The organism is Methyloversatilis sp. (assembly GCF_030696805.1).
Lineage (GTDB): Bacteria > Pseudomonadota > Gammaproteobacteria > Burkholderiales > Rhodocyclaceae > Methyloversatilis.
In genome coordinates this window covers 15,355-40,365 of the sequence record NZ_JAUYRO010000041.1, presented here as the reverse complement: position 1 = coordinate 40,365, position 25,011 = coordinate 15,355, and the positions used below count along the sequence as shown (strand labels likewise).

28 protein-coding genes are annotated in these 25,011 nt (G+C 64.7%); 7 read left to right on the top strand and 21 right to left on the bottom strand.

All coding sequences use genetic code 11. From position 1 onward, the window contains the following. Window positions 1-48 precede the first annotated feature (48 nt). Window positions 49-1,104 (top strand): phosphoribosylformylglycinamidine cyclo-ligase, encoded by a 1,056-nt coding sequence (gene purM, locus Q8R75_RS06925; protein WP_305613490.1) that lies wholly within the window; start codon window positions 49-51, stop codon window positions 1,102-1,104. Window positions 1,105-1,120: 16 nt separating this feature from the next. Here purM and Q8R75_RS06920 read toward each other — a convergent pair whose 3' ends face one another. The 16 genes from Q8R75_RS06920 to Q8R75_RS06845 all read right to left on the bottom strand — a co-directional run bounded on the left by Q8R75_RS06920 (window position 1,121) and on the right by Q8R75_RS06845 (window position 14,309). Beyond that, the gene (locus tag Q8R75_RS06920; protein ID WP_305663552.1) at window positions 1,121-1,546 is read right to left on the bottom strand and encodes a hypothetical protein; all 426 of its coding nucleotides are present in this window, start codon (window positions 1,544-1,546) and stop codon (window positions 1,121-1,123) included. Between the two features lie 7 nt (window positions 1,547-1,553). Continuing rightward, window positions 1,554-1,910 (bottom strand): hypothetical protein, encoded by a 357-nt coding sequence (locus Q8R75_RS06915; protein WP_305613488.1) that lies wholly within the window; start codon window positions 1,908-1,910, stop codon window positions 1,554-1,556. Continuing rightward, window positions 1,907-2,698: a peptidylprolyl isomerase gene (locus tag Q8R75_RS06910; RefSeq protein WP_305613487.1), complete on the bottom strand. Its 792-nt coding sequence runs from the start codon at window positions 2,696-2,698 to the stop codon at window positions 1,907-1,909. Before Q8R75_RS06910 ends, Q8R75_RS06915 begins: the two co-directional genes overlap by 4 nt. 153 nt (window positions 2,699-2,851) lie before the next feature. Beyond that, the gene (locus Q8R75_RS06905; protein ID WP_305613486.1) at window positions 2,852-3,844 is read right to left on the bottom strand and encodes a serine protease; all 993 of its coding nucleotides are present in this window, start codon (window positions 3,842-3,844) and stop codon (window positions 2,852-2,854) included. Further along, complete coding sequence (locus Q8R75_RS06900) at window positions 3,841-4,626, bottom strand: quinoprotein dehydrogenase-associated SoxYZ-like carrier (protein ID WP_305613485.1); 786 nt, start codon at window positions 4,624-4,626, stop codon at window positions 3,841-3,843. Before Q8R75_RS06900 ends, Q8R75_RS06905 begins: the two co-directional genes overlap by 4 nt. After that, window positions 4,627-5,172: an SRPBCC family protein gene (locus Q8R75_RS06895; protein ID WP_305613484.1), complete on the bottom strand. Its 546-nt coding sequence runs from the start codon at window positions 5,170-5,172 to the stop codon at window positions 4,627-4,629. Window position 5,173: 1 nt separating this feature from the next. Further along, the gene (locus Q8R75_RS06890) at window positions 5,174-6,196 is read right to left on the bottom strand and encodes a hypothetical protein (RefSeq protein WP_305613483.1); all 1,023 of its coding nucleotides are present in this window, start codon (window positions 6,194-6,196) and stop codon (window positions 5,174-5,176) included. Beyond that, the gene (locus Q8R75_RS06885; protein ID WP_305613482.1) at window positions 6,196-6,774 is read right to left on the bottom strand and encodes a hypothetical protein; all 579 of its coding nucleotides are present in this window, start codon (window positions 6,772-6,774) and stop codon (window positions 6,196-6,198) included. The genes Q8R75_RS06890 and Q8R75_RS06885 overlap by 1 nt, the downstream gene beginning before the upstream one ends. Then, on the bottom strand, window positions 6,762-7,742 hold the full coding sequence (locus tag Q8R75_RS06880) for a vWA domain-containing protein (RefSeq protein WP_305613481.1): 981 nt from the start codon (window positions 7,740-7,742) through the stop codon (window positions 6,762-6,764). Before Q8R75_RS06880 ends, Q8R75_RS06885 begins: the two co-directional genes overlap by 13 nt. 11 nt (window positions 7,743-7,753) lie before the next feature. Beyond that, window positions 7,754-8,788 carry a hypothetical protein gene (locus Q8R75_RS06875; protein ID WP_305613480.1) on the bottom strand — a complete coding sequence of 345 codons (1,035 nt, stop codon included), beginning with the start codon at window positions 8,786-8,788 and terminating at the stop codon, window positions 7,754-7,756. Then, window positions 8,785-9,633, bottom strand: coding sequence for a VWA domain-containing protein (locus Q8R75_RS06870; protein WP_305613479.1), 849 nt, complete (start codon window positions 9,631-9,633; stop codon window positions 8,785-8,787). Before Q8R75_RS06870 ends, Q8R75_RS06875 begins: the two co-directional genes overlap by 4 nt. Next, entirely contained in the window at window positions 9,630-10,652 is a 1,023-nt protein-coding gene (locus Q8R75_RS06865) for a MoxR family ATPase (protein WP_305613478.1), read from the bottom strand. The genes Q8R75_RS06870 and Q8R75_RS06865 overlap by 4 nt, the downstream gene beginning before the upstream one ends. Before the next feature lie 102 nt (window positions 10,653-10,754). Further along, window positions 10,755-11,036, bottom strand: coding sequence for a methanol dehydrogenase (locus Q8R75_RS06860; protein WP_305613477.1), 282 nt, complete (start codon window positions 11,034-11,036; stop codon window positions 10,755-10,757). Window positions 11,037-11,112: 76 nt separating this feature from the next. Next, on the bottom strand, window positions 11,113-11,592 hold the full coding sequence (gene moxG, locus Q8R75_RS06855; RefSeq protein WP_305613476.1) for a cytochrome c(L), periplasmic: 480 nt from the start codon (window positions 11,590-11,592) through the stop codon (window positions 11,113-11,115). Then, window positions 11,589-12,428 (bottom strand): methanol oxidation system protein MoxJ, encoded by an 840-nt coding sequence (gene moxJ, locus Q8R75_RS06850; protein ID WP_305613475.1) that lies wholly within the window; start codon window positions 12,426-12,428, stop codon window positions 11,589-11,591. The genes moxG and moxJ overlap by 4 nt, the downstream gene beginning before the upstream one ends. Window positions 12,429-12,482: 54 nt before the next feature. After that, window positions 12,483-14,309, bottom strand: a complete 1,827-nt coding sequence (locus Q8R75_RS06845) for a methanol/ethanol family PQQ-dependent dehydrogenase (protein ID WP_305613474.1) — start codon at window positions 14,307-14,309, stop codon at window positions 12,483-12,485. Between the two features lie 293 nt (window positions 14,310-14,602). Here Q8R75_RS06845 and Q8R75_RS06840 point away from each other — a divergent pair, with 293 nt between their 5' ends. Together Q8R75_RS06840 and Q8R75_RS06835 are read left to right on the top strand one after the other, a co-directional pair. Next, complete coding sequence (locus tag Q8R75_RS06840; protein WP_305613473.1) at window positions 14,603-15,964, top strand: ATP-binding protein; 1,362 nt, start codon at window positions 14,603-14,605, stop codon at window positions 15,962-15,964. Further along, window positions 15,961-16,671, top strand: coding sequence for a response regulator transcription factor (locus tag Q8R75_RS06835; protein WP_305626746.1), 711 nt, complete (start codon window positions 15,961-15,963; stop codon window positions 16,669-16,671). Before Q8R75_RS06840 ends, Q8R75_RS06835 begins: the two co-directional genes overlap by 4 nt. 80 nt (window positions 16,672-16,751) lie before the next feature. Here Q8R75_RS06835 and rpmG read toward each other — a convergent pair whose 3' ends face one another. The 3 genes from rpmG to radC all read right to left on the bottom strand — a co-directional run bounded on the left by rpmG (window position 16,752) and on the right by radC (window position 17,949). Then, entirely contained in the window at window positions 16,752-16,919 is a 168-nt protein-coding gene (rpmG, locus tag Q8R75_RS06830) for a 50S ribosomal protein L33 (protein WP_069037771.1), read from the bottom strand. Window positions 16,920-16,969: 50 nt separating this feature from the next. Then, window positions 16,970-17,206 carry a 50S ribosomal protein L28 gene (rpmB, locus tag Q8R75_RS06825; RefSeq protein WP_069037770.1) on the bottom strand — a complete coding sequence of 79 codons (237 nt, stop codon included), beginning with the start codon at window positions 17,204-17,206 and terminating at the stop codon, window positions 16,970-16,972. A gap of 65 nt (window positions 17,207-17,271) precedes the next feature. Then, a complete protein-coding gene (gene radC / locus Q8R75_RS06820; RefSeq protein WP_305613194.1) occupies window positions 17,272-17,949 on the bottom strand; it encodes a DNA repair protein RadC in 678 nt (225 codons plus the stop codon). 46 nt (window positions 17,950-17,995) lie between these two features. Between radC and coaBC the strand changes: the two genes are divergently transcribed. From coaBC to Q8R75_RS06805, 3 genes are all read left to right on the top strand, one after another. Continuing rightward, window positions 17,996-19,198: a bifunctional phosphopantothenoylcysteine decarboxylase/phosphopantothenate--cysteine ligase CoaBC gene (gene coaBC, locus Q8R75_RS06815; protein ID WP_305613193.1), complete on the top strand. Its 1,203-nt coding sequence runs from the start codon at window positions 17,996-17,998 to the stop codon at window positions 19,196-19,198. Window positions 19,199-19,205: 7 nt separating this feature from the next. Beyond that, the gene (gene dut, locus Q8R75_RS06810) at window positions 19,206-19,655 is read left to right on the top strand and encodes a dUTP diphosphatase (protein ID WP_305613192.1); all 450 of its coding nucleotides are present in this window, start codon (window positions 19,206-19,208) and stop codon (window positions 19,653-19,655) included. 182 nt (window positions 19,656-19,837) lie between these two features. Next, on the top strand, window positions 19,838-20,221 hold the full coding sequence (locus Q8R75_RS06805) for a cytochrome c (RefSeq protein ID WP_305613191.1): 384 nt from the start codon (window positions 19,838-19,840) through the stop codon (window positions 20,219-20,221). Window positions 20,222-20,357: 136 nt separating this feature from the next. Here Q8R75_RS06805 and aceB read toward each other — a convergent pair whose 3' ends face one another. After that, window positions 20,358-21,983 carry a malate synthase A gene (gene aceB / locus Q8R75_RS06800; protein WP_305613190.1) on the bottom strand — a complete coding sequence of 542 codons (1,626 nt, stop codon included), beginning with the start codon at window positions 21,981-21,983 and terminating at the stop codon, window positions 20,358-20,360. 300 nt (window positions 21,984-22,283) lie between these two features. Between aceB and Q8R75_RS06795 the strand changes: the two genes are divergently transcribed. Then, complete coding sequence (locus Q8R75_RS06795) at window positions 22,284-23,234, top strand: LysR family transcriptional regulator (protein ID WP_305626749.1); 951 nt, start codon at window positions 22,284-22,286, stop codon at window positions 23,232-23,234. Window positions 23,235-23,322: 88 nt separating this feature from the next. Here Q8R75_RS06795 and aceA read toward each other — a convergent pair whose 3' ends face one another. Then, window positions 23,323-24,621: an isocitrate lyase gene (gene aceA, locus Q8R75_RS06790; protein WP_305663551.1), complete on the bottom strand. Its 1,299-nt coding sequence runs from the start codon at window positions 24,619-24,621 to the stop codon at window positions 23,323-23,325. Between the last annotated feature and the right edge of the window lie 390 nt (window positions 24,622-25,011).

Sequence of the window (25,011 nt, the reverse complement as noted above, 5' to 3'; positions counted from 1 at the left end):
CGTCCCGTCCCGTCCTCATCTTTTCCGGCGCTGTGCGCCCCGCATGTCATGACCGCTTCCAAGGATTCACGCCCCCCTCTGAGCTACGCCGCCGCCGGTGTGGATATCGACGCCGGTGATGCGCTGGTCGAACGCATCAAGCCGCTGGCGAAACGCACGATGCGACCCGAGGTGCTGGGCGGCATCGGCGGCTTCGGTGCGCTGTTCGAAGTGTCGAAAAGTTATCGCGAACCGGTGCTGGTGTCGGGCACCGATGGCGTCGGTACCAAGCTCAGGCTGGCTTTCCAGCTCGACGGTCACGACACGGTGGGGCAGGATCTGGTGGCGATGAGCGTGAACGACATCCTCGTTCAGGGCGCCGAACCCGTGTTCTTCCTCGACTATTTCGCCTGCGGCAAGCTTGATGTCGATACGGCAGCGCGCGTGGTCGGTGGCATCGCCCGTGGCTGCGAACTGGCCGGCTGCGCGTTGATCGGCGGTGAAACCGCCGAAATGCCGGGCATGTACCCGGCTGGCGAATACGATCTGGCGGGTTTCGCGGTGGGCATCGCCGAAAAGTCGGCGCTGATCACCGGCGAAACCATTGCCGAGGGCGACGTGGTGCTCGGGCTGGCCTCCAGCGGCGCGCATTCGAACGGCTATTCGCTGCTGCGCAAGATACTCGAGCGCGACGCACCGGATCTGGATGCCGATTTCCACGGCCGCAGCCTGCGCGATACCGTGCTCGAGCCGACCCGCATCTACGTGAAGCCGCTGCTGGCGCTGATGAAGGAGGCGCCCGGCCTGGTGAAGGGCATGGCTCACATCACCGGCGGCGGCCTGCTCGACAACGTACCGCGCGTGCTGCCGGCCGGGCTGTCGGCGCACATCGATGCGTCGTCCTGGACGCTGCCGCCGCTGTTCGCCTGGTTGCGCGACGCCGGCAACGTGGCCGAACAGGAAATGTACCGCGTGTTCAACTGCGGCATCGGTATGGTGGTCATCGTGGCTGCGCCGGACGCCGACCGCACCGTGGCATCGCTGTCCGGGGCCGGTGAAACCGTGTATCGCATCGGTCGCATCGCGCGCTGCGGCGACGGCGAAGCGCAGACCGTGGTGAGCTGAGGCCGGGCGCCGGCGCTCAGCGTGCGCAGTCCGCCTGCGGGCTGTCGCTGACGCCGAAATCGGCGATGGACCAGGCCAGTTGCACGCCGTGCTCGCGGTTGAAACGGTCCATCCACTGTTCGACCGCATCGCTCAGGCGACGTGTGCCATCGCTGTCAGGGCGCAGGAAGTCGCCGTGCGGCAGCAGCCCGACCTGCTGCCGGACCAGTGAAGTCAGCCCCTGCATGAATGGTTCGACCGGCAGGCCGGCCGGGGCGCTGCCGCCAGCCGGTACCGCAACCCCCGGTCGCGCCAGAATGCTCAGCGTGTGACCATTCTGCGTGCAGGCGCGGATCAGCGTATCGCTGCCGGCGCGCACATAGGCGCGCCCGGCGTCATCGGCTGCGAGGGCGTGGGCTGCGAGGCCGAGCAGGAGTGCGACGGCGCAGAGGTGTTTCTCCATCATCCGGTCACCGGCCGTCCGGCGCCACGAAGCGGGCGTCGTGCAGGGTCCAGCGCTGCGCGCCCTGGCGGGTTTCCGAACAGCCCAGCGGACTGATCGTGCCGTCGGGCGGCAGGTCGTGACGGCCGCGGTCGGCCGTGCGCACGTCGAGATACCAGCGCTCGATCCAGACGCGCAGCGTGCGCTGCCGGTCGCGGTTGCGCACGCCGATCAGCACGCCGCCCTGCATGACGCATTGCGCGTCGGCTTCTTCGACCCATTCGACTGCTGCGACCGTCTCGGCTGCAGCCACATCTTCATCGGCGGCTGCCGGCAGGGCAAGACAGGTGGCACCGGCCAGCACGACATACGCTGCCTGCCTCATTTAACGACCGCGCGGGCGCGCACGTCCTGCAGATAGGCGCGCCACTTCTGCTCGATCAGCGATTCGGCCAGCCGCGGCTGCAGGTCTTCGAATTTCGGCCGCTGCGCCGGCCGCAGGTCCTCGAGTTTCACGACGTGCCAGCCGGCGCTGCTTTTCACCGGCTGTACGGCGACCTTGCCGCGGGTCAGGGTCGGCAGCGCGGCGGCGAATTCGGGCGAGAAGGCGCCCGCGGGCGTCCAGTCGAGCAGGCCGCCCGAAGGGCCGCTGTCGCGATCCTTCGACTGCGCTTGCGCAAGTGCCTCGAAGCGGGCGCCCCGCTTCAATTGATCGATCAATGCCTTCGCCTGCGATTCCTGCTCGACCACGATGTGACGCACCCGGTAGTCGCGCTCGCCGACCTGCGTCGCCAGGCCGTCGTACAGGCTGCGCAGTTCGGCTTCGGTCGGCCGCGTGTTCAGGAAGAAGTCTTCGCGCAGCGCGTTGATCAGCGCCTGCTGACGCATGAAATCGAGGCGTGTCCTGAGCGCCTCGTTCTGACCGAGCTTGCGCTCGGCCTCCTGCGCCAGCACCTCGCGGCTGATCACCTCTTCGCGTGCCTTGCCCGACAGCTCGGGCGTTGCCGGGCGCCCCTGGCGCACCTGTTCCTTGATGATGAAATCCAGCTGGGCGCGCGGTACCGCCCGGCCATTGACCGTGGCGACCGTGTCGGAGGCGTGCAGCGATGTTGGGCCGGCAAACAGCGGAAGCAGCGCGCTGGCGAGGGTCAGGCGGCGAAGGCAGAAGGACATGGGGCAGGAAAGATGAATTGCGACCGGCTGCACTATCGGCGATGGCCGACCGCCAGCGCGGCGAGGACGGCCCGGAAATCCGGTGAATAAATCCCGTCAGGCGTGGTGCGCCGTGTCGCGTGGCACGACGGAGCAGGCCTCATCCGGCCGCCATCATCGCGCCGGGATCGCGGCACCCAGTCGGGCCAGTGCCGCAGCCGCCGCAACGCGCGCATCCTCGCGCCCGGCCTCAAGTGCCCAGCCGGCTATCCGCCGCAGTTCGATCTCGTCCTTGCCGGCGATGTTGATTGCCCGAGTGATACAGCGCGCGCTAAGTTCGGTCTGCTGCAGCGCGTGGGCGGCGCGCGCGCACATCAACGCTGCCGCCGCGACATGCGGCTCCTCCTGCATCCAGTTGTCGGCCAGCTGCATCACGCGGGGCCAGTCGGCCTGGGCGAGCGGTTCGAGCAGACGCATGAAATGCGGCTGGTGGTCCTCACGCTGCGCCCAGAACGCCTCGCCGGTCAGCGGCTTCGGCGGCTGTTCCGGTCGCTCGCGCAACCGGTCGGCCCAGTCGGCGGGCACGGCGAAGTATTCGGTGCGCTGAGCGGACGTCAGGAAAGTGGTCAGGCCAACCAGCCGTCCGGCTTCATCGAACAGGCCACCACCGCTCGCGCCCCGCTTGAAGCCTGCCGTGGTCTGGATGATGTGGCTGCCGCCAGCGCCGTGCAGGTCGAGTACGACGCCGCGCGCAAACTGCGGCTCGATGCCGCCGGAGTAGCCGTGCGCGATCACGCGCTCGCCCGGGACCAGCGTGCCTGCCGGGCGCAACTCGGCCGCAGGGTAGGGCAGCGCTTCGGCGGTGCGCAGCAGGCACAGGTCGCGCGAGGTGTCGGCGCGCTCGCCGACGACCGCATGGCGGGCCAGCCCGCGCGACAGCACGATGGTGTGCGCGTGTCGTGTGACGTGGCAGTTGGTCAGCGCGGTGTCGGGACCGATCACCACCGCCGAGCCAACCGAAAACTGGTCGTCGTCGCCCAACGCGGACACCTTCAGCACGACGCGCGACAGCTGCATCATCACTTCGGCCGACGGGGCGGCGATGGCAGGCAGCGCAGCGCCGTAGAGCGCCAGCACTCCGGCGACGAGCCGTACGACCGCGCTCACGGCGCATGCCCGGGTGACAGGCGCGCGGCGAACTGCCGGTCGCGGCTGTCGGTGACGCGCACTTCGATGTCGCGCGCGTTGGACGCGATGCCAAAGCGCAGATAGGGATTGCGGCTGATCGAAATGTCGAGTGCCGCATCGAGTAGCGGGCGGCCGTCCTGCAGCACGCTGACCTCGCGTAGGTAGTCGGCCGCGATGTAGCCGCGACTGTCCAGATCGACTTCCAGACCAGAATGGTTGGGGTGACGGATGCGCAGTTCGACCTTGTACTGGCCGTCTGCCCGCTCGACGCGGCGCATCCGCATGCTGCCCAGCGGCACGTCGCCGTCGTCGGCCGGACCGATCGGCACCGAACAGCCGCCGGCGGCGCGCACGAAGTGTTCGGCCATGTACAGGCGGCCATCGGAGGTTTCGCCGACTGCCCGCACCGGGGTGTAGCGCTCGATGCGCACCCGCGTTTCGATGCTGCCGACGATGGCGTCATGCAGCGTGAAGCGGCCTGCCACAGGCGACGGGTTGCCGTCGATGATCAGCCACAGCGTGCGCAGTGCTGTGCCTGCCGGACCGACGTGCAGCGCAAGCGGCACCATCGCGGCATCCTCCGCCCGGTCGGGGGCGTCGAGCGCCAGCACGGATTCGTCCAGTGTAAAGGTGCGCTCGCCGAACAAGGCCGCACGCACGCGCGGCCAGACATCGTCGGACGCAACCGCCGGCAGCGCACCGAGGCACAGTGACAGCGCAAGCAGCCAGCGTGTCGCCCGCGACGCGGCGCTTGCGCGCACTCAGCGTGGCCCGCCGGATTCGATGCGCGCCCGCACGGCGTCCAGCCCCGGTCGCATCAGCGCGCGCAAGGCCTTCACGGCGCTTTCGTCGTCCATGCCGGCGGCCGGATCGTTGCCCGTGTCGGCGCGATAGCCGCGCACCTGCCAGCCGAGCTTGCTGCCGCTGCCGTCCGGCTTGACCGTCAGACGGCCGGAATAGGAACTGGCCGGCAATACCTTCGGATCCGGCGTGCCGGATCGATAGCTCATGCTCATCGCCGCTGCGTCGTAGTCGTCGAGTTGTTCGGTCACCTGCCCGGCAGGCAAGGTCAGCGTGCGTGTCGAACCCGCTTCGTTGCCGCGATCGGCCGACGAGGCCGTGACCGCCGGATTCCAGCCGGCCAGGTCGGCGAAGTTGCCGACCACCGCCCAGACGGCTGCCGGCGGGGCGGCGATGGTGACGGATTCGTCGATTTTCTGCGGTGTCGGTCCGTGCGCGTGGGCCGCGAGTGCGGTGAGCGCAAGCACTGCGGCCGTCAGGATGTGGACGGGAGGTGAAAACTGCATGTCAGGAACTCCTGAAGTGGAATGGAATGCGCGGACGCTGTCGCGCAGACTGGCGCGTCGGACGCGGTGCGAGGCTGGTCAGCAGGGCGCACAGGCCGGCCAGCGTCAGCGGCACGCGCAGCGAAAATCGGGTGGCGGTCAGTCGGCCGCCGGGCAGTGCGCGCAGCAGCGCGGCTATCTGTTCCGGTGAGCGGGCGGTGGCGGTGCCGAGGCCGGTCAGCCTGGCCAGGTCGTCGAGCACATCGTCGCGGCGGCGCGACAGGTGGTCGGCGTCCGATCCGGCGGCGCGCTGCGGCGCGTTGCGCAGATCGCCGCCCATGCGCTCCATATCGGCCACCGACAGCGTAGGCGCCCCGGCGCTTGCAAAACCCGCGGTGTCTTCCGCTGTCCAGTAGCCATCGATGCGGCCCTTTTCGCCCAGTTTGGGCACCGGTTCGGGGGTGCTGCCGCCGAGCCCGATCAGCACGCCGGGGATGTCGCCGGGTGTGCCGTCCCACGCCGGCGTGCGGCCGGTGTGCAGCGCTGGTGCCTGGTGGCCGTCGGTGAAGAACACGAGCGCTGCACCCGGCGCCAGCGTGCGGATGTCGTTCAGCGCCGAGTAGGTGCCGTAGTACAGATGGCTGTCGGCAGCCCACGCCATGCGCCAGTCGATATGCGAAATGGAGTCTTGGAGCGCAGCGCGATGCGCGCAGACCTCGACCGGCATCAGCAGCGGCTGTGTCTTGCGTTCGACGAACACCGACACGCCGACATGGGTGCCGCAGGGCAGGCGGTCGAGCGTGCCCGCGGCGAGCGTTCTGGCGAATTCGAGCCGGCTGACGCGCGCATCGGCGCTGCCCATGTCCTGCGTGTTCATGCTCTGCGTGATGTCGAACACCATCTGGTAGGTGCCCACCGTGCGTTCGATGTGCAGGCCCGGGTCGGCGATACCGACGGCAAAGCACAGCGCGGCTGCGCACAGCAGCCGGAATCGGGCAGTGCGCATGCCGGCGAGGCGGAGTGCGAGCGGCGGTGAGGCCGCCATCAGTGCATGCCCCGTGGTGCGCCGACCATTTCGGTCCAGGCGGACTTGTCCGGCAGCGCGTCGTCATCGACGCGGGTTTCCTTGCCCTCGCGTCGCCAGTTGCGCACTTCGTAATCGGGTACCAGAACCTGCGCCAGTTCGAGGTTGTAACGCGCTCCCCACTCGTCGGGCCGAGCGCGCAGCACACGCCGGTAGCCGGTCTTGGCCAGTTCGATCAGGGTGATGGCGCGCGCTGCCGATCCTTCGCGGGTGGCGACCTCGATTGCGCGGCGCAGATACAGGTTGGATGCATTCAGGCGGGCGGCATGGCCCAGTGCATTGTCACCGCGCGTTTCCGCCTCGCTGTAGGCGGCCAGTGCGGCGTCGTGGTCGTTCGCGCGATCAAGTGCTTTGCCACGCGCGAACAGCACCATCGGCGGCGCACCGGAATCGGCCACCCCGTCGCGCATCTGGCGGTTGGCATCGTGCGCGCACCAGGCTTGCCACACGGCATGGGCGGCAAGCGCCAGTGCACCAAGCGCAAGCAGGTACAGCACAGGCGCCAACTGGCGCCTTGCCAGACGATTCAACGGGACCATGCAGACACCTCAAGTGAGCGCGCCAGCAGCAGCAGCAGGCTGCCGGCCAGCGCAATGGCCAGGCAGAAGCCGGCGAGCTCGTCGCGCGGTGGTGTTTCGAAGTAGCGCAACGGCTGGTTCTGCAGTCGGCTCACGTCGGCGATGGCGCGCGCCAGCGCGTCGGGCGTGTCGGCTTCGTACAACCGGTAGGACACGCCGAGGTCGCGGAAATACTCGTTCAGGAAGTATTCCGGCGCCGGATCGAAACCCTTCTCCGGATCAGGCGGGTCGGACGGGCCGCGGCCACCGGCGGTGCGCAGGAATATCCAGTACAGCGCGCTGCGATTCTCCGCGAACAGGCGGCGGATCTGGTTCTGCGCGCGCGCATCGATCTGTGCTGCGCCATCGGACACCAGCAGCACGACGCGCGAACCGGTGAGGGGTTTGTCGCGGAACTGCTCCAGCGCCATGGTCAGCCCGGCAGCGATATTGGTCAGGCCGACCCCCGGTGCGGCGGACGCGCGCACAGCGGCGCGCACCGCGTCCTGGTCGCCGGTCAGCGTGAGCCCGTGCACCGGGGCCGTGCTGAACGACACCATGCCGAACAGGTCGCGCGGCCGTTCGGCGACGAAGTCTTCCAGCAGGCGGGCAGCGGCCCGGCCCTTGGGCTCGTCGCCCTGCTGCGCGCTGCGGCCGGCAAAGCCGTCGCTCATGCTCGCGCTGCGGTCGAGCGTGATGACGATGTGCGCTCCGGTGCCCACGCGTTCGATCGCGCTGCCCTGACGGTGCACGCCAGCCAATGCACAGACGGCTGCGGCAACCGTCAGCGCGCCGGTCACGCGCAGCATCAGCGCGAGGGCGCGCGATGCCGGGTCGGGTGGTACACCGGGCAGCCAGCCGTGCGCCAGCGTGCGCTGGCCATGCCAGAACAGCGGCAATACGGCGAGCGCCAGCGCCCACAGCGCTTCAGGATGATCGATCGACCACATGTGCGCGTACCTCAGTGGCCGGCCGCCGTCGTCGGAGCGGGGGCGTTCGCGGCGGTTGGCGTGTGCCGTGCATGAAGGCGTTCGCGATCCCGCAGGGCGCCCAGCAAGGTGTACAGGTCGTCGAAACGCGCGAAACGCGCACTGGGGGGCAGCCCGTAGAACACGCTGCGCGACGCGGCGAATGCGGCCGCAAGATCGTCCGCGAGGTCGTCGAACTCGGGTGCATCGCGCAGGAAGTCCGGCAGTCCGACCGCGAACACGGTGCGGCCGACCGTTTCGTTGCAGCCCCGATGCAGCGCACGGAAGGCGAGGGCGAGGGCATCGCCGTCGCCCTGTCTGCCGTGTGCGAGCCGCAGTGCGCGTACTTCGCGCCAGGCACGGGCGAACGGTCGCGCGCCCTGACCGCCCAGACGCCCGCCGGCCCACAGGCCGGCAAGCAGCAGGGTAACGGCGGTCAGCGTCCACCCGGCGGTGCGGAGCAGCGGCGCGCTGACGTCGAAATCCTGCGCGCGATAGCCCGGATGCACGCTGTTGATCCAGTCCGTCCTGGCCTGCCAGTTCAGCAGGGGGGCTGCGTTGATCGCGAACGCGGGCACCGCGATGGCCTGTACCTGGTTGTCCTTGCGAAAGCGCAAGGTGGTCGGCGCCAGTTGCAGCGTCTGCGGTGCGCGTACGCTTTTCATCAGCTGCCATTCGAGCGTGTAGGTGCGACATTGCGCGCAGCGATGGCTGGCGTCGGCGACGTCGAGGCGGCGCAACTCGAACTGACGATCGCCCTGACCCACTTCGGGCAGACCGTCCCGGTCCGGTATCCAGCCGTCGTCGATCTCCAGGGTGATCTGGATCGGCAGCGTGTCGCCGATGCGGTAGCCGAAGCTGCGCGGCCACGCGATGTCATGCAGGCGTACGCCGTCGCCTTGTGCGGCGATGCCAGGCGACGGAAAGATGCAGGCGGCAAGCAGGGCGAACAGTGCGTGAGCCAGTCGACGTGCGAATCCACGTGACAGCCCACGTGCCAGCGGCGCAAACCGGTGAGCGTCGTTCATGTCTGGAAGAAGTATCGGTTGAACAGCGTGGCGTCGATGCGATCGTCGATGAACAGGGGCGGGCGGCCATGCTTCATGCAGGTGCGCCGCAGCGCGTGTCGGCGTGCGTCGTCGGCGTCGTCGAAGGCGCGCGCCAGTGCGGGCCGCAGCAGCAGCAGGCGCTCGGCACCACTTTCCATGTCCTGCAGCCGGGCGATGCCCCAGCGCGCGCTGGCATGGCGCTCGCGGCTGTCGCCGAGCAGCGCCGGTACAACGTCGTGTCGGCACAGGCTGCCGAGTACCTTGTCCAGTCGATCGAGCGGCATGTGCGCATCGGTCAGCAGGAACACCAGCGAGCGTCGATGCGGCAGCAGCGCAGCGGCTTTCAGCAGGCCGTCGTTGCTGCGGCCCTGCGGTTCGAAGGCGCGCAGACGCGCAATGGCGGCTCGCGCGCCGGCCGAACTGCGACACGGCGGCAATGCCAGTTCGCGGCGCGGTGCTTCGTCGCAGGCGATCAGCGAGAACGGATCGCCGATGCGCCACGCTGCGTCCGCAAGCCCTTCCGCCAGCGACACCATCAGCGCGTGCCGGTGCGTGACGCCGCGGTAGTCCATCGAACGCGAAACGTCGGCGAGCAGCACCACCGGTACGGTCGCCTGCTGTCGGAACAGGCGTACCCAGACGCGTTCCGACGGATCGCGCAGCGAAGCGCGCAGGTCCAGTCTGCGGGCGTCGCGGTTACCGGCCAGCGGCACGCTGCGTTCGAAGTCATGGCCCGGCCCGGACAGCGTGCCGCGATGCGCACCGGGCGTGACGGCGCGGCTGCGCCAGCGCAGAGGGTAGGCAAGCGCCTGCACAACACTCATGGCGATGCAATCTGGCGCAGCACTTCGGCGACGAAGGGCCGTGCGTAGAGCGGGCGCTGGTTTTCGTAAACGGGGCTCAGGCAGAGCCGGTGCGCAATGGCTTCGAAGAACACGTCGTGCAGGTCTTCCGGCACCAGCCGGTCGCGACCTTCCAGCCAGGCGTGAACGCGGGCGGCGCGCACCAGCATGGCCACACCGCGTGGACTGGCTCCGGACTGGATGAATTCTTCGATGTCGACATCGGACAGCCGCACGCCGTACTGCGCGGGGCGGCGCGTGGCGAGCCAGAGGTCGACACCGTAATTGTCGAGCACCTCGCTCGACTGCACGGTGTCCTGGATGGCGGTCGCGACATCGTTCAGTCGGGTGTGGTCGAGCGTGGCCGGGGTGACTTTCTCGATCAGCGCGTCGGCATCGTGGAATCGGGTATCGAACATCAGGCCGCGCAGCTGGTCACGTGCGTCAGGCGTTTCGACGCTGATCTCCATCAGGAAGCGGTCACGTGCGGCCGACGGCAGTTCGAAGGTTTCTTCCCGTTCGACACGATTGCGGTCGGCAAACACCTGCATCCAAGGCAGCCGGTATTCGCGGTTGAACGCGCTCACCGTACGCTCCGCCATCAGGCGCAGCAGCAGCGCATGAACCTGCGGCCGGGCGCGGTTGATTTCGTTGAAGAAGAATACGGACAGTTCGCTGCCCTGCGCGATCAGCGGGCCGGGTTCGACACGTGGTCGCCCGTCGTCGCCCACGTAGGTGTGGTAGACGAGGTCGCCCGGCATCAGGTCCACCGTGCCTTCGATACGCTGATAGGCGCCGCCGATGCCGCGCGCGACCGCCTTCAGCAAGGTCGTCTTTCCGACGCCCACGTCGCCTTCAAGCAGCACGTGCCCGCGGGCAAAGACGGCGACGGTCATCAGTCGCACGGTGCGCGGCATGCCGACGAGCACGTCATTGAGCTGGCGTTCGAAATCGAGGGCGCGTGTGCGCCATGCTGACAGATCAACAGGTTCGGGGTGCATCCGGAAATCCAGATCGGGGTGGTCGGTGCGCCACCGGGCGCATACCTTCAAAAGGCCCGACCGGGCGAGAGGGAATCGCGCCTGGTCGGGTGAACACGACGATCAATTCACGTCGTACTTGAAGCTGCCTGAGGAGTTGAGCTGCTCGACGCGCTTGGCATTGCGCGCTTCCATCTGCTTGATCGAATCACCTTGCTTCGAAATTTCCTTGGCGTCGTGCTTGGGGTCGTACTTCGAGCCGGCTACCTTGGCCGGATAGCCCGGCTTGGGCTCCCAGCAGTCGCCCGGTGCCTTGCACTTCGTGCCGTCGTAGGCCTGGGCGGCACCGGCCAGCAGCAGGAGCGCCGAAGTAGCGGCGAAGCGGGCTGCAATGCGGATGTTCATTGTCATTCCTCCTTGGTTGTGATGAGGGTGCTGCACGAGACGGCCCGCAGACAGCGGGCTGAAAAACTTCGCTTGTTCAATTGGCCTGCTTCCACAGTGCCTTGGCCGGATCACCCTTGTAGACCGAGCGGATCCAGCTCATGATCACCAGCATTTCGTCCTGCGAAAGGTGGCCGCTCTGCGGACCCATCATTCCCTGCAGCCCACCGAACAAGCTGGAGAACAGCCCGGCGTCGGTGGCATTGGCCGGATAGGTCCAGTAGTCGTCGGCCAGCCCCGGGCCGAGCTTGCCCTCGGCATGGTGACCGTGACAGCCGGAGCAGGCGGTCGAGTACAAGGACTCACCCTCGGTGATCCTGGCCGGGTCCGTGTTGTAGGGATTGATGCCGGTGGCCTTGAACGTCTTGACCGCCTCGCTCTCCGGCTTGCCCGCGAAATCGAGCGCGCTGCCGTCGATCATGTTGTAGAAGCGCGGTGGGTTAGCGGCAACGACCGCCGAGGCGAGCAAACCACCCATCAGAGCGGCAGCCGCCAACTTGTTGATCTGGAAGTTCATCCCTTGCTGTCCTTGTTCCCTTCCGCCACCGGGGTGGGCGGCAGAATCTGAATGCCTTCGGCGCGCAGTACGCCCTCGATGTCGTCACGGGTTCTTGCGAGCGCCGCTTCAATGCGTGCAAGCAGATCGCGATCGTCCTTGCGGACGGCGATCGATGTGTCGAAGTGGAAGTGCACCGGCTCGCCGTTGGACTTGCTTGCCTGCGGCGGTACGGGCGTCGTACTGAGCGCGATTGGCGAGCTCTTGATGTAGCGAGCGACCGACGGCGCCCACGCCACGGCGACGTCGATTTCGCCGGCCGCGAGGTCGCGGATCAGCTTTTCGCTGTCGTAACGCACGTAGCGGTTGCGCGGCGCCTTGTTGCCGCCGAGCGACATCATGTAGCGGAAGCTGTCGGCATAGCGCCCCAGCTGCACCAGCATCACTTCAGCCGGTGTACCGGGTATGACGCCGATGTGTGCGGTCTTCAACACCGGGCTGTCCCAGCCGGTCACGTCCTGGCCGAAGTCGGCACGGGTGACGAACACATAGCTCGAACGGTAGTAGGCACGGGTCGTTGCGACGCGGGGATCGCCCGCATCCACACCGAGCATGACGTCGCACTTGCCCTTGTCGAGCAGGTCGCGCACCACATAGCGCGGGTCGCTGAAGCCGACCCGCTCCACCTTCATGTCCATGGCGGCCGCCAGCTTTTCGGCGATGCGGTCCTCGAAGCCCTCCCCGCGTTCGTTGGCATAGGGCATTTCATTGTCGGCTGCGCACACCCTCAGCGTGCCGGCGCCATGTACGCCGGTGCCGAGTGCACACAGAAGCGCTGCAACAAGTATCTGTTTCATAATGGAATCCCTGCATTAAGGGTGCGACACACGAAGTGCCGCACCCGATACGTCCTACAGCGAAAACACCATCACGCCGCCGCCCATCTTGGTGTATTGCTGGAGCTCCTTGAAGGCGCCCACTGCACCGAGACCTGCGGTCGGATCGGTCAGGTCGAACACCAGGCCAACACCGGGCCAGCCACCGACGCCGTAGTAAATGGCGACGTATTGCTTGCCCTTATGCTCGTAGGTGACCGGGTGGCCGATGACGCCTGACGGGAGCTTGAATTCCCACAGCGTCTTGCCGTTGTCGGCATCGACTGCCTTGATCAGACCGTCAAGCGTGCCGTAGAAGACGAGGTCGCCCGCGGTGCTGGTCGTGCCGCCCCAGACCGAGAACTTCTCGTCCTTGACCCACTTGAACTTCGACGTCTTCACGTCGTAGGCCTTCACCTGACCCATGTTGTTGTTGTTGCCCGGCGTGGCGTACATGTTCAGCGTCGCACCGACGAAGAACTGGCCGGCACGGTAGGGCAGCATGAACGGCTCCCAGTCCATGCAGATCATGTTGGTGCCGAGCATGACCAGTTCGCGCTTCTTGTCGATCGAGTCGTGGCCCTGGTTGTGATAGCCCATGGCGGACGGGCAGATGCCCTTGGCCAGGTGGTCCATGCGGGTCGAGTACTCGGGATCGCGGATGGGCACGCCCTTCTTCATGTCGTAGCCCTTGAACACATTGACCGACGGGTCGATCTTGTCGGCGCGAACGAGGTTGCCGGTTTCGCGGTTCAGGGTGTAGACGATGCCGTTGCGGTCGGGGTGGGTCAGCAGCTTCTGCTTCTTGCCGTCGACGACCTGGTCGGACAGTCCAATCCAGTTCACACCGGCGTAATCCCACTCGTCATGCGGTGTCTTCTGGAAAGCGAACTTGGCCTTGCCGGTCGTAACGTCGCGACCCCAGATGGCCATGGTCCATTTGTTGTCGCCCGGGCGCATGGTTTCATTCCACGGTGCCGGATTGCCCGATCCGTAGTACAGCAGCTTGAGCGCGGGGTCATAGGCGTACCAGCCCCAGTTCGTGCCGCCACCGATCTTCCATGCGTCACCTTCCCAGGTCGAGGTGCCGAGCCCCTTCTGACCGTAGTGCGGGTTGGCCATGTTGAAGTCGTCAGCCAGCAGGATGTCCTCGTCCGGGCCGGTTGCATACGCGCGCCAGACCTGCTTTCCGTCCTTCAGGCGATAGGCGGTGACGTAGCCGCGCACACCCAGTTCGGCACCCGACGAACCGACGATGACCAGATCCTCTACGACCAGCGGCGCCTGCGTCAGCGTGGAACCGACCTTCGGGTCGGAGTTTTCCATCTTCCACAATTCCTTGCCGGTTTTCGCGTCCAGCGCGACGATGTGACCATCGAGCTGGGTCTTGAAGATCTTGCCGTCACCGTAGGCCAGACCGCGGTTCACGACGTCGCAGCAGGCGACTGCGCGGACCGAGGCGTCCTGCTTCGGCTTGTGTTCCCAGAGGATCTTGTTCGGGTTGTCCAGATCGATCGCGAAGGTGGTGTTCGGGAACGGCGTGTGGATGTACATGATGCCGTTGACCACCAGCGGGCCCCCTTCATGGCCGTGCAGGACGCCGGTCGAGAAGGTCCATGCAGCCTTCAGGTTCTTCACGTTAGTGCGGTTGATCTGCTTCAGGCCGCTGTAATGGCTGTGGTCATAGTCCTTGCCCTGCATGACCCACTGGCGCTCGTCCTGCGACAGCTTGATCAGCTCTGCATTGGCCAGTGCCGCACCCGACACAGCCGTGAGCGCAAGGCCCGCAACGGCGGCACCGATCGCGCAGCTCAGCCTGTTTTTCTTCAGCCCCGACTGTCGGGTTGCTCTTTTCAGTGACATAGCGGTGTACTCCTCCTTGGGTAGGCACGCTTTAAAGCGCGCATTCGCTCTGATGTGATCCGGTGGCGGCTGGCAGCCCTCTCCGGATCACAACCGCCTGCGCTGCAGCCCTCCGGCCGTCAGTCCAGCAGTCCCGGGAACTATAGGAATGTGCAGCGCAGCGACGGCGGTGCCCGGCACATCGTGAGAAGGGGATTTTGTCCCCGTCACCTGGCGCTACCATCGGCAGGCACGACGGTCATAGATGACGTCTCGAGTGCTGCTTATCACCTCGCCCTGGTGCCCTGTCCTGAATGACGCTCAAGTACCGCCTGCTGCTGATCGTGTTTTTCCTGATGTGCCTGCTGCTGCTGACCCACGGGCTGCTGCACTACAAGGCATGGCGTAGCGATTCAGTCGAAGAGATCGAATCGGGAACGCGAATGGCGCTGCTGCTGCTGCCGGAGGACATGCCGCTGAACACCGGCGACGGGCGTTCGCCGATGCTCGATTCGATGCTGGAGCGTGTGCAGCACATGAAGGAGGTGAGGCATGTGCGCATCGATGTACTCGACGTTGCCGGGCAGGTCATGGCTTCCTCGGATACCCGCAGCACCCTGGCGTGGCCGGAATCCGGCGAACTGTCTGGAGCGACGGACGGTACCGTGCGAATGAAGCCGTGGCGTCTGAACGGGGAAATAGCAGGTTTCTACCGCGTGTCGCCGATGCCATCGGACGAGCTGCTCGAAAAGTGGCAGGGCTTCAAGCACCTGAGCTACCTGACGGTTGCCTACAGTGTGCTGCTCGGTCTGTTGCTGCTGTGGGCGATCTGTCGCGCGCTGGAACCGGTCCATGCGCTGCGGACCGCGTTGCGCGATATCGAAGGCGGGCGTCTCGATGCACGGCTGCCGCAATTCCGCCTGCCCGAACTGGCCGAACTGTCGGCCAGCTTCAACCGGATGGCGAATTCGCTGGCCGAAGTGAGCCGCGAGCGTTCCGCGCTGCTGCGCAAGCTCATGGTGATGGAAGAGCAGACGCGGCGCGCGATCGCGCGCGACCTGCACGATGAACTCAGTACTTATATGGTGGCGATGCAGCCGCATGTGGCGCTGTTGTCGGCGGCATGCCAGCGCGAGTCTGCACTGACACGCTATCGCGGCAGCACCGACGCACTGGCTGACCACCTCGCACAACTGCTCGGCAAGGTCAGGGTCCAGCTCGAGTCCCTGCACCCGGTCGAGATCGACGCTCTGGGTCTGTACAACGCGCTTCGCCAGCTGGTCGAACAGCGCAGTGCGCAGGCGCCGCGGCAGATGGAATTGGTGCTGAACCTCGAAGGCGAATCATGGGATGCCGGTCCGACCGTTGAAGCAAGCGCCTACCGAATCGTGCAGGAAGCCGTTACCAATGCGTTCAAGCACTCCGACTGCAGCCGGCTGTTGATCCGCGTCACCGCGGATGAAACAGACGGTGAGCGCATGCTGAAACTCGATATCTGGGACAACGGCAGCGAGCACTGCATTTCGACCGGTGTTGCAGGTCTCGGCGTGCTCGGCATGCGCGAACGCGCGCTGGCGCTCGGCGGGGTGTGTGTCGCCGGTCCCGCCCCGGGTGGTGGCTGGCGTGTCACGGTTCGCCTGCCATTCGCCCGAAACGAACAGGAGGTCGCAGCATGAACAACCGGCAGACCCGCATTCTTCTTGTCGACGATCACGCGGTGGTGCGCACCGGTTATCGCGCACTGCTCGAAATGAACCCGTCGCTGGCGGTCGCAGCTGAAGCTGCGACCGCCGATGAGGCCTATGCAGCCTATCGCAAGCACGCGCCCGACGTGGTCGTGATGGACATCATGCTGCCCGGTTCCAGCGGCATCGAGGCGACGCGCCGTATCGTGACTTTCGACGCGCGCGCACGCATCCTCATGTTCACGATGTGCACCCATCCCAGCGTTGTGCAGCAGGCGCTCGAGGCCGGCGCTCTGGGTGTGCTGACCAAGGACAGCTCACCGGACCTGCTGGTGGAAGGCGTATGTTCGATCGCGCGTGGCAAGCGCGTGCTCAGCCGGCACATCGCGGAGAGCGTGGCGTTTTCCAACTATGTGCCCGAATCAAAACTGTTCGGGTACCTGACGCCACGCGAGTTCGAAATGTGCCGTTTGCTGGTGTCGGGTCATTCGCTGGACCAGATTGCGGAGTACCTGAATCTCAGTCCGAAGACGGTGGCCAACAAGTTGTCCACGGCGCGACGCAAACTGGGTGTGAGCTCGGATATCGAATTGGTGAAACTCGCGTCCGAGGTGGGGTTGGTGCCCTGGGTGACCGAGCGCAGGCTCGGACTGGACGTCGTGGCGACGCAGGATGCCGGTGATGAGGTACGCACCTGAACGTTGCTGCAAGAAAACAAAAAACCCGCCAGAAGCGGGTTTTTTGTTCAGCGCGACAATCTACGGCGGCGGAAACTGCCTTACTTCAGCTTGGTTTCCTTGTAGATCACGTGCTTGCGCGCCTTCGGATCGAACTTCATGATTTCCATCTTTTCCGGCTTGGTGCGCTTGTTCTTCGTGGTCGTGTAGAAATGACCGGTGCCGGCAGTGGATTCCAGCTTGATCTTGTCGCGTCCGCCCTTGGCCATGACGTATTCCCTTCGTGTCGAGTCCGGCGCGGCCGGAACTGAATGCGTTGTTAGATTTTCTCGCCGCGAGCGCGGATTTCGGCGAGTACGGTTTCAATGCCCTTCTTGTCAATCGTCCTCAGGCCTTTCGTGCTTACACGCAGGCTGACAAAACGACCTTCGGACTCCAGCCAGAAACGGCGTTGCTGGAGATTGGGCAGGAAGCGGCGCTTGGTTCTGTTGTTGGCATGGGAAACGTGGTTACCCACCATCGGCGACTTCCCGGTAACTTGGCAAACGCGGGACATGTTCTGGCTCCAGAAGCGGAAAAGCTCGCGATTATAGCGGACTGTTCAATTCCTGCTCAAGTATTTCACAGCAAACCCCGCTCGGCGAACGAGCAGGTGGCGCCGCTGCCGACGATCACATGGTCCAGTACGCGCACGTCTACGAGCGCCAGCGCCTGTTTGAGCGACTGCGTCAGAAAGTCGTCGGCACGCGACGGTTCGGCAACGCCGGACGGGTGGTTGTGCGCAAGGATGACACCGGCTGCGTTGTGCGCGAGCGCGAGTTTAACGACCTCGCGCGGATACACGCTGGTTTGCGTCAGGGTGCCGCGGAACAGTTCGACCGCCTGCACCAGACGGTTCTGCGCATCGAGCAACAGCACCATGAACACTTCGTGCCCGAGTCCGCCGAGGCGCAACTTCAGCCAGTTTCGCACGGCGTCGGGCGAACCGAGCGCGTCGCGCGCCTTCAGCTGTTCGGACAGCGCGCGGCGCGCCAGTTCGAGCGTGGCCTTGAGTTGCACCGATTTCGCCGTTCCCATGCCCTTGACGCGGCACAGCTCTTCAAGTGGTGCGGTGCTCAGCTTCAACACGCTGTTGTCGAAGTGATCGAGAAGGTCGCGCGCCAGATCGACTGCCGACTTGCCGGTCACGCCGACGCGCAGGAAGATGGCCAGCAATTCGGCCGGCGACAGTGATTCCGCGCCGTGCGCCAGCAGGCGCTCGCGCGGGCGCTGGTCCTCGCTCCAGTCCTTGATCGCCATCGCGTTACAATCCTTGAGTTCAACCGGATCAGGATACTATATTGTCATGAAACCAGTCTCCGAAATGTCCGGGCGTACCGTGGTGCTCGGTGTAAGCGGTGGTGTGGCGGCCTACAAGTCGGCCGAGCTGGCGCGGCTGCTGGTGAAAGCCGGCGCGGAGGTGCGTGTCGTGATGACCGAGTCCGCGAAGCATTTCGTCGGGCCAGCTACCTTCCAGGCCATCACCGGGCAATCCGTATGGTCCGACCTGTGGGACGCGCGCATGCCCAATGGCATGGCGCACATCGATCTGACGCGCGACGCGCAGCTCATGTTGATTGCGCCCGCAACGGCCGACTGTATCGCACGACTGGCGCAGGGCAGGGCGGACGATTTGCTGAGCACCTTGTGTCTCGCCCGTGATGAAGGCTGCGTGCTGATGGTTGCACCCGCAATGAACCGTCAGATGTGGGAACACCCGGCTACCCGCCGCAATGTTGCAACGCTGGTGAGCGACGGTGCATATATGGAAGGCCCGGCCGAAGGCGAGCAGGCCTGTGGCGAAGTCGGTGCCGGGCGCATGGTCGAACCGGCGGATCTGCTGGAAGCCGTGCTTTCGCATTTCACGCCGAAGTCACTTGCCGGCAGGCAGGTCCTGATCACTGCGGGTCCGACGTCCGAGGCGATCGACCCGGTGCGTGTCATCACCAACCTGAGTTCAGGGCGCATGGGTTATGCGCTGGCGCAGGCGGCTTTGCGGGCCGGGGCCCGTGTCACGTTGATCAGCGGCCCGACGGCGCTCGGGCTGCTCCGCGGCGTTCGGCGCATCGACGTGGTGAGTGCTCGCGACATGCGGGACGCAGTGCTGAGCAACCTGCCGGGTACAGATGTGTTTGTTTCCGTGGCTGCGGTAGCCGATTACCGCCCGGCCAGCCCGAGTGGACGCAAGATCAAGAAGTCGGCTGATTCGTTGTCATTGGAATTGGTGCGCAATCCCGACATTCTCGCCGAAGTGGCCGCGCGCGCCGACGCACCGTTCTGCGTCGGCTTCGCCGCTGAGAGCCACGATCTCGACACCTACGCGCAGCACAAGCGGCGCAACAAGAGGCTGCCGCTGGTCGTCGGCAATCTGGTGTCGGACGGTCTGGGCAGCGAAGACAATCTGGTTGTCCTGTATGACGACGAAGGTCGTCACCCGCTGGAACGCGCGTCGAAGCCGGCTGTGGCGCGCGCCATCCTCGAACACATTTCCCGACTGCTGAAGGGCTGAAACCGCAATGTCCGTGCTCGACTACAAGATCATTGATCCACGCCTGAACGATGCCCTGCCGGCGTATGCGACTGCCGGCTCGGCTGGCCTGGACCTGCGCGCCTGCATCGAGGCGACGACCACGGTTCATCCGGGTGACACACTGCTGGTGCCGAGCGGCATCGCCATTCATCTGGGCGATCCCGGCCTGGCGGCGATCGTGCTGCCGCGTTCCGGCCTGGGTCACAAGCATGGCATCGTGCTCGGCAATCTGGTCGGACTGATCGATTCCGACTACCAGGGGCAGATTTTCGTGTCGCTGTGGAACCGGGGTGACACGCCGTTTGTCCTTCAACCGATGGAACGCATCGCGCAGCTTGTGGTTGTACCGGTCGTACAAGTGCAGCTGCGCCGCGTCGAGACGTTCGACGCGTCGTTGCGCGGTGAAAGCGGCTTTGGTTCGACCGGAAGCCTTTGATTATTTGAAAGTTTGTGCCATCCCTTTTTTTCACGGGAGCCGCGCGATAGTATTATGAGTCAGATGGGTTAAAGCCATAAGCAGATACTTATCCCTTGTTTATCGCAGGTCATGTAATCTTTTTGACCCGAACATTCGTTTTCCCAACTGCACCATCACACATTATTCGAGGAGAGTTGATCGTGATTCGCAAACAACTGGTAGGCATCGTGCTCGCTGCAATGGCGGCTACAGCCATGGCGCAGGACGCCGCCCCCTATACCGTTGCCGAAGGCAACAAGGTTGACGCCAAGACGATGACTGGCTGGCGTACCTGGCGTGCCGCGGCGTGTGAGCGCTGTCACGGTGCCAATCAGGAAGGCATGGTCGGCCCGTCGCTGATCGAGAGCCTGAAGAAGGTCCCGAAGGAGGAGTTTCTCCAGATCGTGGTTGAAGGTTCGCACGCCGATCGCGGCATGCCCCCGCACCCGTTCCTGAAGGGTGAGAAGGCCGACGGCCTTTACGCCTACCTCAAGGGTCGTTCCGACGGCAAGATTGCCCCGGGCAAGGTTTTCCCGATGGAGTAAGGGCGCATAGACGCACCGCAAAAATGGCAAAGGCCCGGTTTCCGGGCCTTTTTTGTTTCCGATCCCGGCGGGAGGGGGCAAAAAGAAAAACGGCACCCTTGTGGGGTGCCGTCAGTGATGCTGCGGTGGGTATGGCTTACTCCATGCGTTCGTAAGCCGGCAGCGTCAGAAAGTCGGCCAGTTCGGTGGCCACACACATGTCGCCAAACAGGTTGGCGGCGCGCATGTAGGTGTCCTTGTAGCCGGCGCCAAGCAGCGCCTTGATCTTGTCCAGTTCCTGCGGTATCAGCGCTCGCACCATGTCCGCCGTGACCTTGCGGCCATCATCCAGGATTCCCTTGGGGCTGCGGATCCAGGACCACACCTGAGCCCGGCTGATTTCGGCCGTCGCGGCATCTTCCATCAGGCCGTGGATGGGTACGCATCCATTGCCGTCCATCCAGGCACCCAGATAATGGATGCCGACGTTGATGTTGGTGCGCAGGCCGGTTTCCGTGATCGGGCCTTCGGGACGGAAGTCGAGCAGGTCGGCCGCGCCGTAATTCACATCCGGCAATTGCTTGTCGAACTGATTCGGCCGGTCGCCCAGCACTGCGACAAATTCCGCCAGAGCCGGAGCGACCAGACCCGGGTGTGCCACCCAGCCGCCGTCATAGCCGTCGGTCACGTCGCGATGCTTGTCGGCCCGGATGCCGGCAAGCGCCTTTTCGTTCGCATCCGGATCCTTCTTGTTCGGGATCAGCGCACTCATGCCGCCGATCGCCGGAGCGCCGCGCTTGTGGCAGGTCTTGATCAGCGACAGTGCATAGGCGCGCATGAACGGCACGGTCATCAGGATCTTGCTGCGGTCAGCCAGGCAGAAGTCGCGGTTGTTGCGCATCGCCTTGATGCACGAAAAGATGTAATCCCAGCGTCCGGCATTCAGGCCCGCACTGTGATCGCGCAGTTCGTACAGGATTTCGTCCATTTCAAACGCGGCGTGCAGCGTTTCGATCAGCACCGTGGCCTTGATCGTGCAACGCGGGATGCCGAGCGCGTCCTGTGCTGCGACGAACACGTCATTCCACAGCCGGGCTTCGCGATGGCTCTGCAGCTTCGGCAGGTAGAAAAACGGGCCGGCGCCACGGGCGATCAGTTCCTTCGCGTTGTGGAAGAAGTAGAGCGCGAAATCGAACAGGCCGCCGGATACGCGCTGACCATCGATCAGCACATGCTTCTCGTCGAGGTGCCAGCCGCGCGGACGCACCTGGAGCACAGCCACTTCGTCGTTCAGCGCGTAGGTCCTGCCGTCCTTTTCGACGCTGATCGTGCGGCGGATGGCGTCACGCAGGTTGATCTGTCCGGTGATCTGGTTGTCCCACGACGGCGAATTCGAATCTTCGAAATCGCTCATGTAGCTGTCGGCGCCGGCATTCAGCGCGTTGATCACCATCTTGCGCTCCGTCGGCCCGGTGATTTCAATGCGCCGGCGCTGGAGCGCCTGGGGCAGCGGTGCGATCTTCCAGTTGCCTTCGCGGATGTGCAGCGTGTCGGGCAGGAAGTCCATCGGCGTGCCGGCGTCGAGTTCGGCCGCGCGCTTGACGCGGGCTGCGAGCGCTTCACGACGACGGGGCTCGAACTGACGGTGGAGCTTGGCGAGCAGCGCAAGAGCGTCGTGCGTCAGGATGGTGCGGTACTCGGCACTGACCGGCGCGGTGATGATCACGCCTTCCGGCAGTTCCGTTGTGCGGTCGAGCTTCTGGGTCGATTCGGCAATAGTCATTAGCGTGCGCTCCGATGGCAGTTCGCGAGCCGGTGTGACGTGAGCGGAAGTGCTACGTGCTCCGGACCAGAGGTGGCCGTCCCTCACATCCAGCCGATCGGCGGTAGTGCCGTCGCCGGAAGGATGTGCCGCAGAAGTCGGGTTGCGCCATCTGCAGACGGGAGGACCGAGGTCTAACGTCCGATGCATCAGACCGGCTTGTGCCCGGCGTGAATTGCTGCATCTGCACAAATACTAGACTTTCCTTATGTAATAGTTAAGCTCCGCTTAAGTACATTTATCTTTTACTAAAAGTACAAAATGGACCGCTTCAAAGAGATTGAATCCTTCGTTTCGGTTGCTGCTCAGGGCAGCTTGTCGGCAGTAGCCAAGCTCGAAGGGGTGCAGCCGGCCGTGATCGGAAGGCGCATCGACTCGCTGGAAGAGCGGCTGGGCGTGAAATTGATGCTGCGCACGACCCGCAAGCTCACGCTGACTCACGAAGGCACGGCCTACCTCGAGGACTGCCAGCGCATCCTTAACGAGATGGCCAGCGCCGATGCCGCTGTCGGTGCCGGTGGGGCGCGTGCCACAGGTTTGCTGCGCGTCAGCGCACCTGCCGGCTTCGGCCGCCGTCATGTAGCGCCTCTGGTGAAGCGCTTCATGGGTCTCAATCCGGAGGTCAAGATTTCACTGGATCTGACCGATCGCATGGTCGATCTGGTGAATGAGAACGTGGATTGCGCGGTCCGGATCGGAAGCCTTCCGGATTCCAGCATGATCAGTATCAAATTGGGCGAGACGCGTCGCGTCGTCGTGGCGAGCCCGGAATACCTGCAGCGGTTCGGCAAGCCGGGTCATCCTTACGACCTGCTGCAGCACCGCTGCCTTGGACTCGGGCCGAACCGCGCGCAGTCGCGCGGCTGGAACTTCATGGCACATGGGGAGGCATTGACGTTGCGCATTACGCATCTGGTCGAATGTAATGACGGGGCCGTGTTGCGCGACTGGGCCGTCAGCGGGCTCGGACTGGCCTGGCGTTCTTACTGGGAGGTGCGCGAGGACTTGGCCTCGGGCGCGCTGATGGAAGTGCTGCACGACTTCGCCGCGCCGCCAATGGGCATCTTCGCGCTGTTTCCACAGCGCCGCCACCTGCCGCTGCGCGTCCGGCTTTTCGTGGATCTGCTGAAGCTGACTTACGGAGATCTGGCTTACTGGGAATCCGGCGGTACTCAAATGCCGGAATTGCCTCAGTCGGGTGACGATGAGTAGGCGCGGGTAACCTTCAACGTTCGCATGGAAAAAAGCCGCCGGATTTGCATCCGGCGGCTTTTTCTTTCCGCTTGCGCGGGGGACTGACTCAGTGGAACTGTTCTTCTTCGGTCGAACCGGTCAGCGCGGTCACCGACGAAGCACCACCCTGGATCGTGGTGGTCACGTCGTCGAAGTAACCGGTGCCGACTTCCTGCTGGTGCGACACGAAGGTGTAACCGCGGTCGCGGGCAGCGAATTCCGGCTCCTGCACCTTCTCGACGTAGGCCGACATGCCGCGGGCGACGTAGTCCTGCGCCAGATCGAACATGTGGTACCACATGTTGTGGATGCCGGCGAGCGTGATGAACTGGTACTTGTAGCCCATGGCGCCGAGTTCGCGCTGGAACTTGGCGATGGTCGCATCGTCCAGATTCTTCTTCCAGTTGAACGACGGCGAGCAGTTGTAGGCCAGCAGCTTGCCCGGGAACTTGGCGTGGATCGCATCAGCGAAAGCCTTGGCAAATGCCAGGTCCGGCGTACCGGTTTCGCACCAGATCAGGTCGGCATACGGTGCGTAGGCCAGGCCGCGCGAGATCGCCTGGTCAAGACCCTTGTTGGTCTTGTAGAAGCCTTCGGCCGTGCGCTCGCCGGTGACGAAGGGCTTGTCGTTGGCGTCGCAGTCGCTGGTCAGCAGATCAGCGGCTTCCGCGTCGGTGCGGGCCAGAATCAGGGTCGGCACGCCATAGACGTCGGCCGCCAGACGGGCAGCGATCAGCTTCTGCACGGCTTCCTGCGTCGGCACGAGGACCTTGCCACCCATGTGACCGCACTTCTTCACTGATGCCAGCTGATCTTCGAAATGGACGCCGCCTGCGCCGGCACGGATCATTGCCTTCATCAGCTCGTGTGCATTGAGCACGCCGCCGAAACCGGCTTCCGCGTCTGCCACGATCGGGGCGAAGTAGTCGATGTAGCCCTTGTCGCCTTCGTAGATGCCCTTGGCGTGCTGGATTTCGTCAGCGCGCTTGAAGCTGTTGTTGATCCGGCTCACGACCGTCGGCACCGAATCAACCGGGTACAGCGATTGGTCGGGGTACATCGCTTCGTACGAATTGTTGTCCGCGGCAACTTGCCAGCCCGACAGGTAGATCGCCTTCACGCCGGCCTTCACCTGCTGCATGGCCTGACCGCCGGTCAGTGCGCCGAGGCAGTTGACGAACGGCTCGTTATTGACCAGATCCCACAGCTTTTCAGCGCCGCGGCGGGCCAGCGAGTACTCGACCGGGAACGAACCGCGCAGGCGATAGACGTCGGCGGCCGTGTAGCCGCGCTTGATGCCCTTCCAGCGGGGGTTCTCGTCCCAGTCCTTCTGAATCTTGGCGATTTCCTGATCTTTCGTGCTCATTGCTCATCCTCGGAGAAAAAACAAAAAACGGTCGCTCAGCGCATGCGCACTGAGCGGCCTGCATCTGAATCTGAAGCGGCTTGACGCCCCTGTCCGGTTGCGTAGTCCGGACATTCTTTCGGCCATCGAGTGCTGATGCGGGCCGAACCACGAAATCCGCGTTGGCATGACGTCATGGGTGGTGACATGCAGGCCGGGCGCCCGGAAGCCAGCTGACAGCAGTGTCAGGCGACGATCGTGACAGGCGAAGTATAAAGACCCTTGGGCAAAGCAACAAGATGTCTTCTATAAGATATAAGAAATATATTTATGTTTAAAAACATATGCTTGATGCTTTTACGCGGCAGGGGGTGTGAAATAAATCCGGAAACCGCACGGATTTTGGTGCGC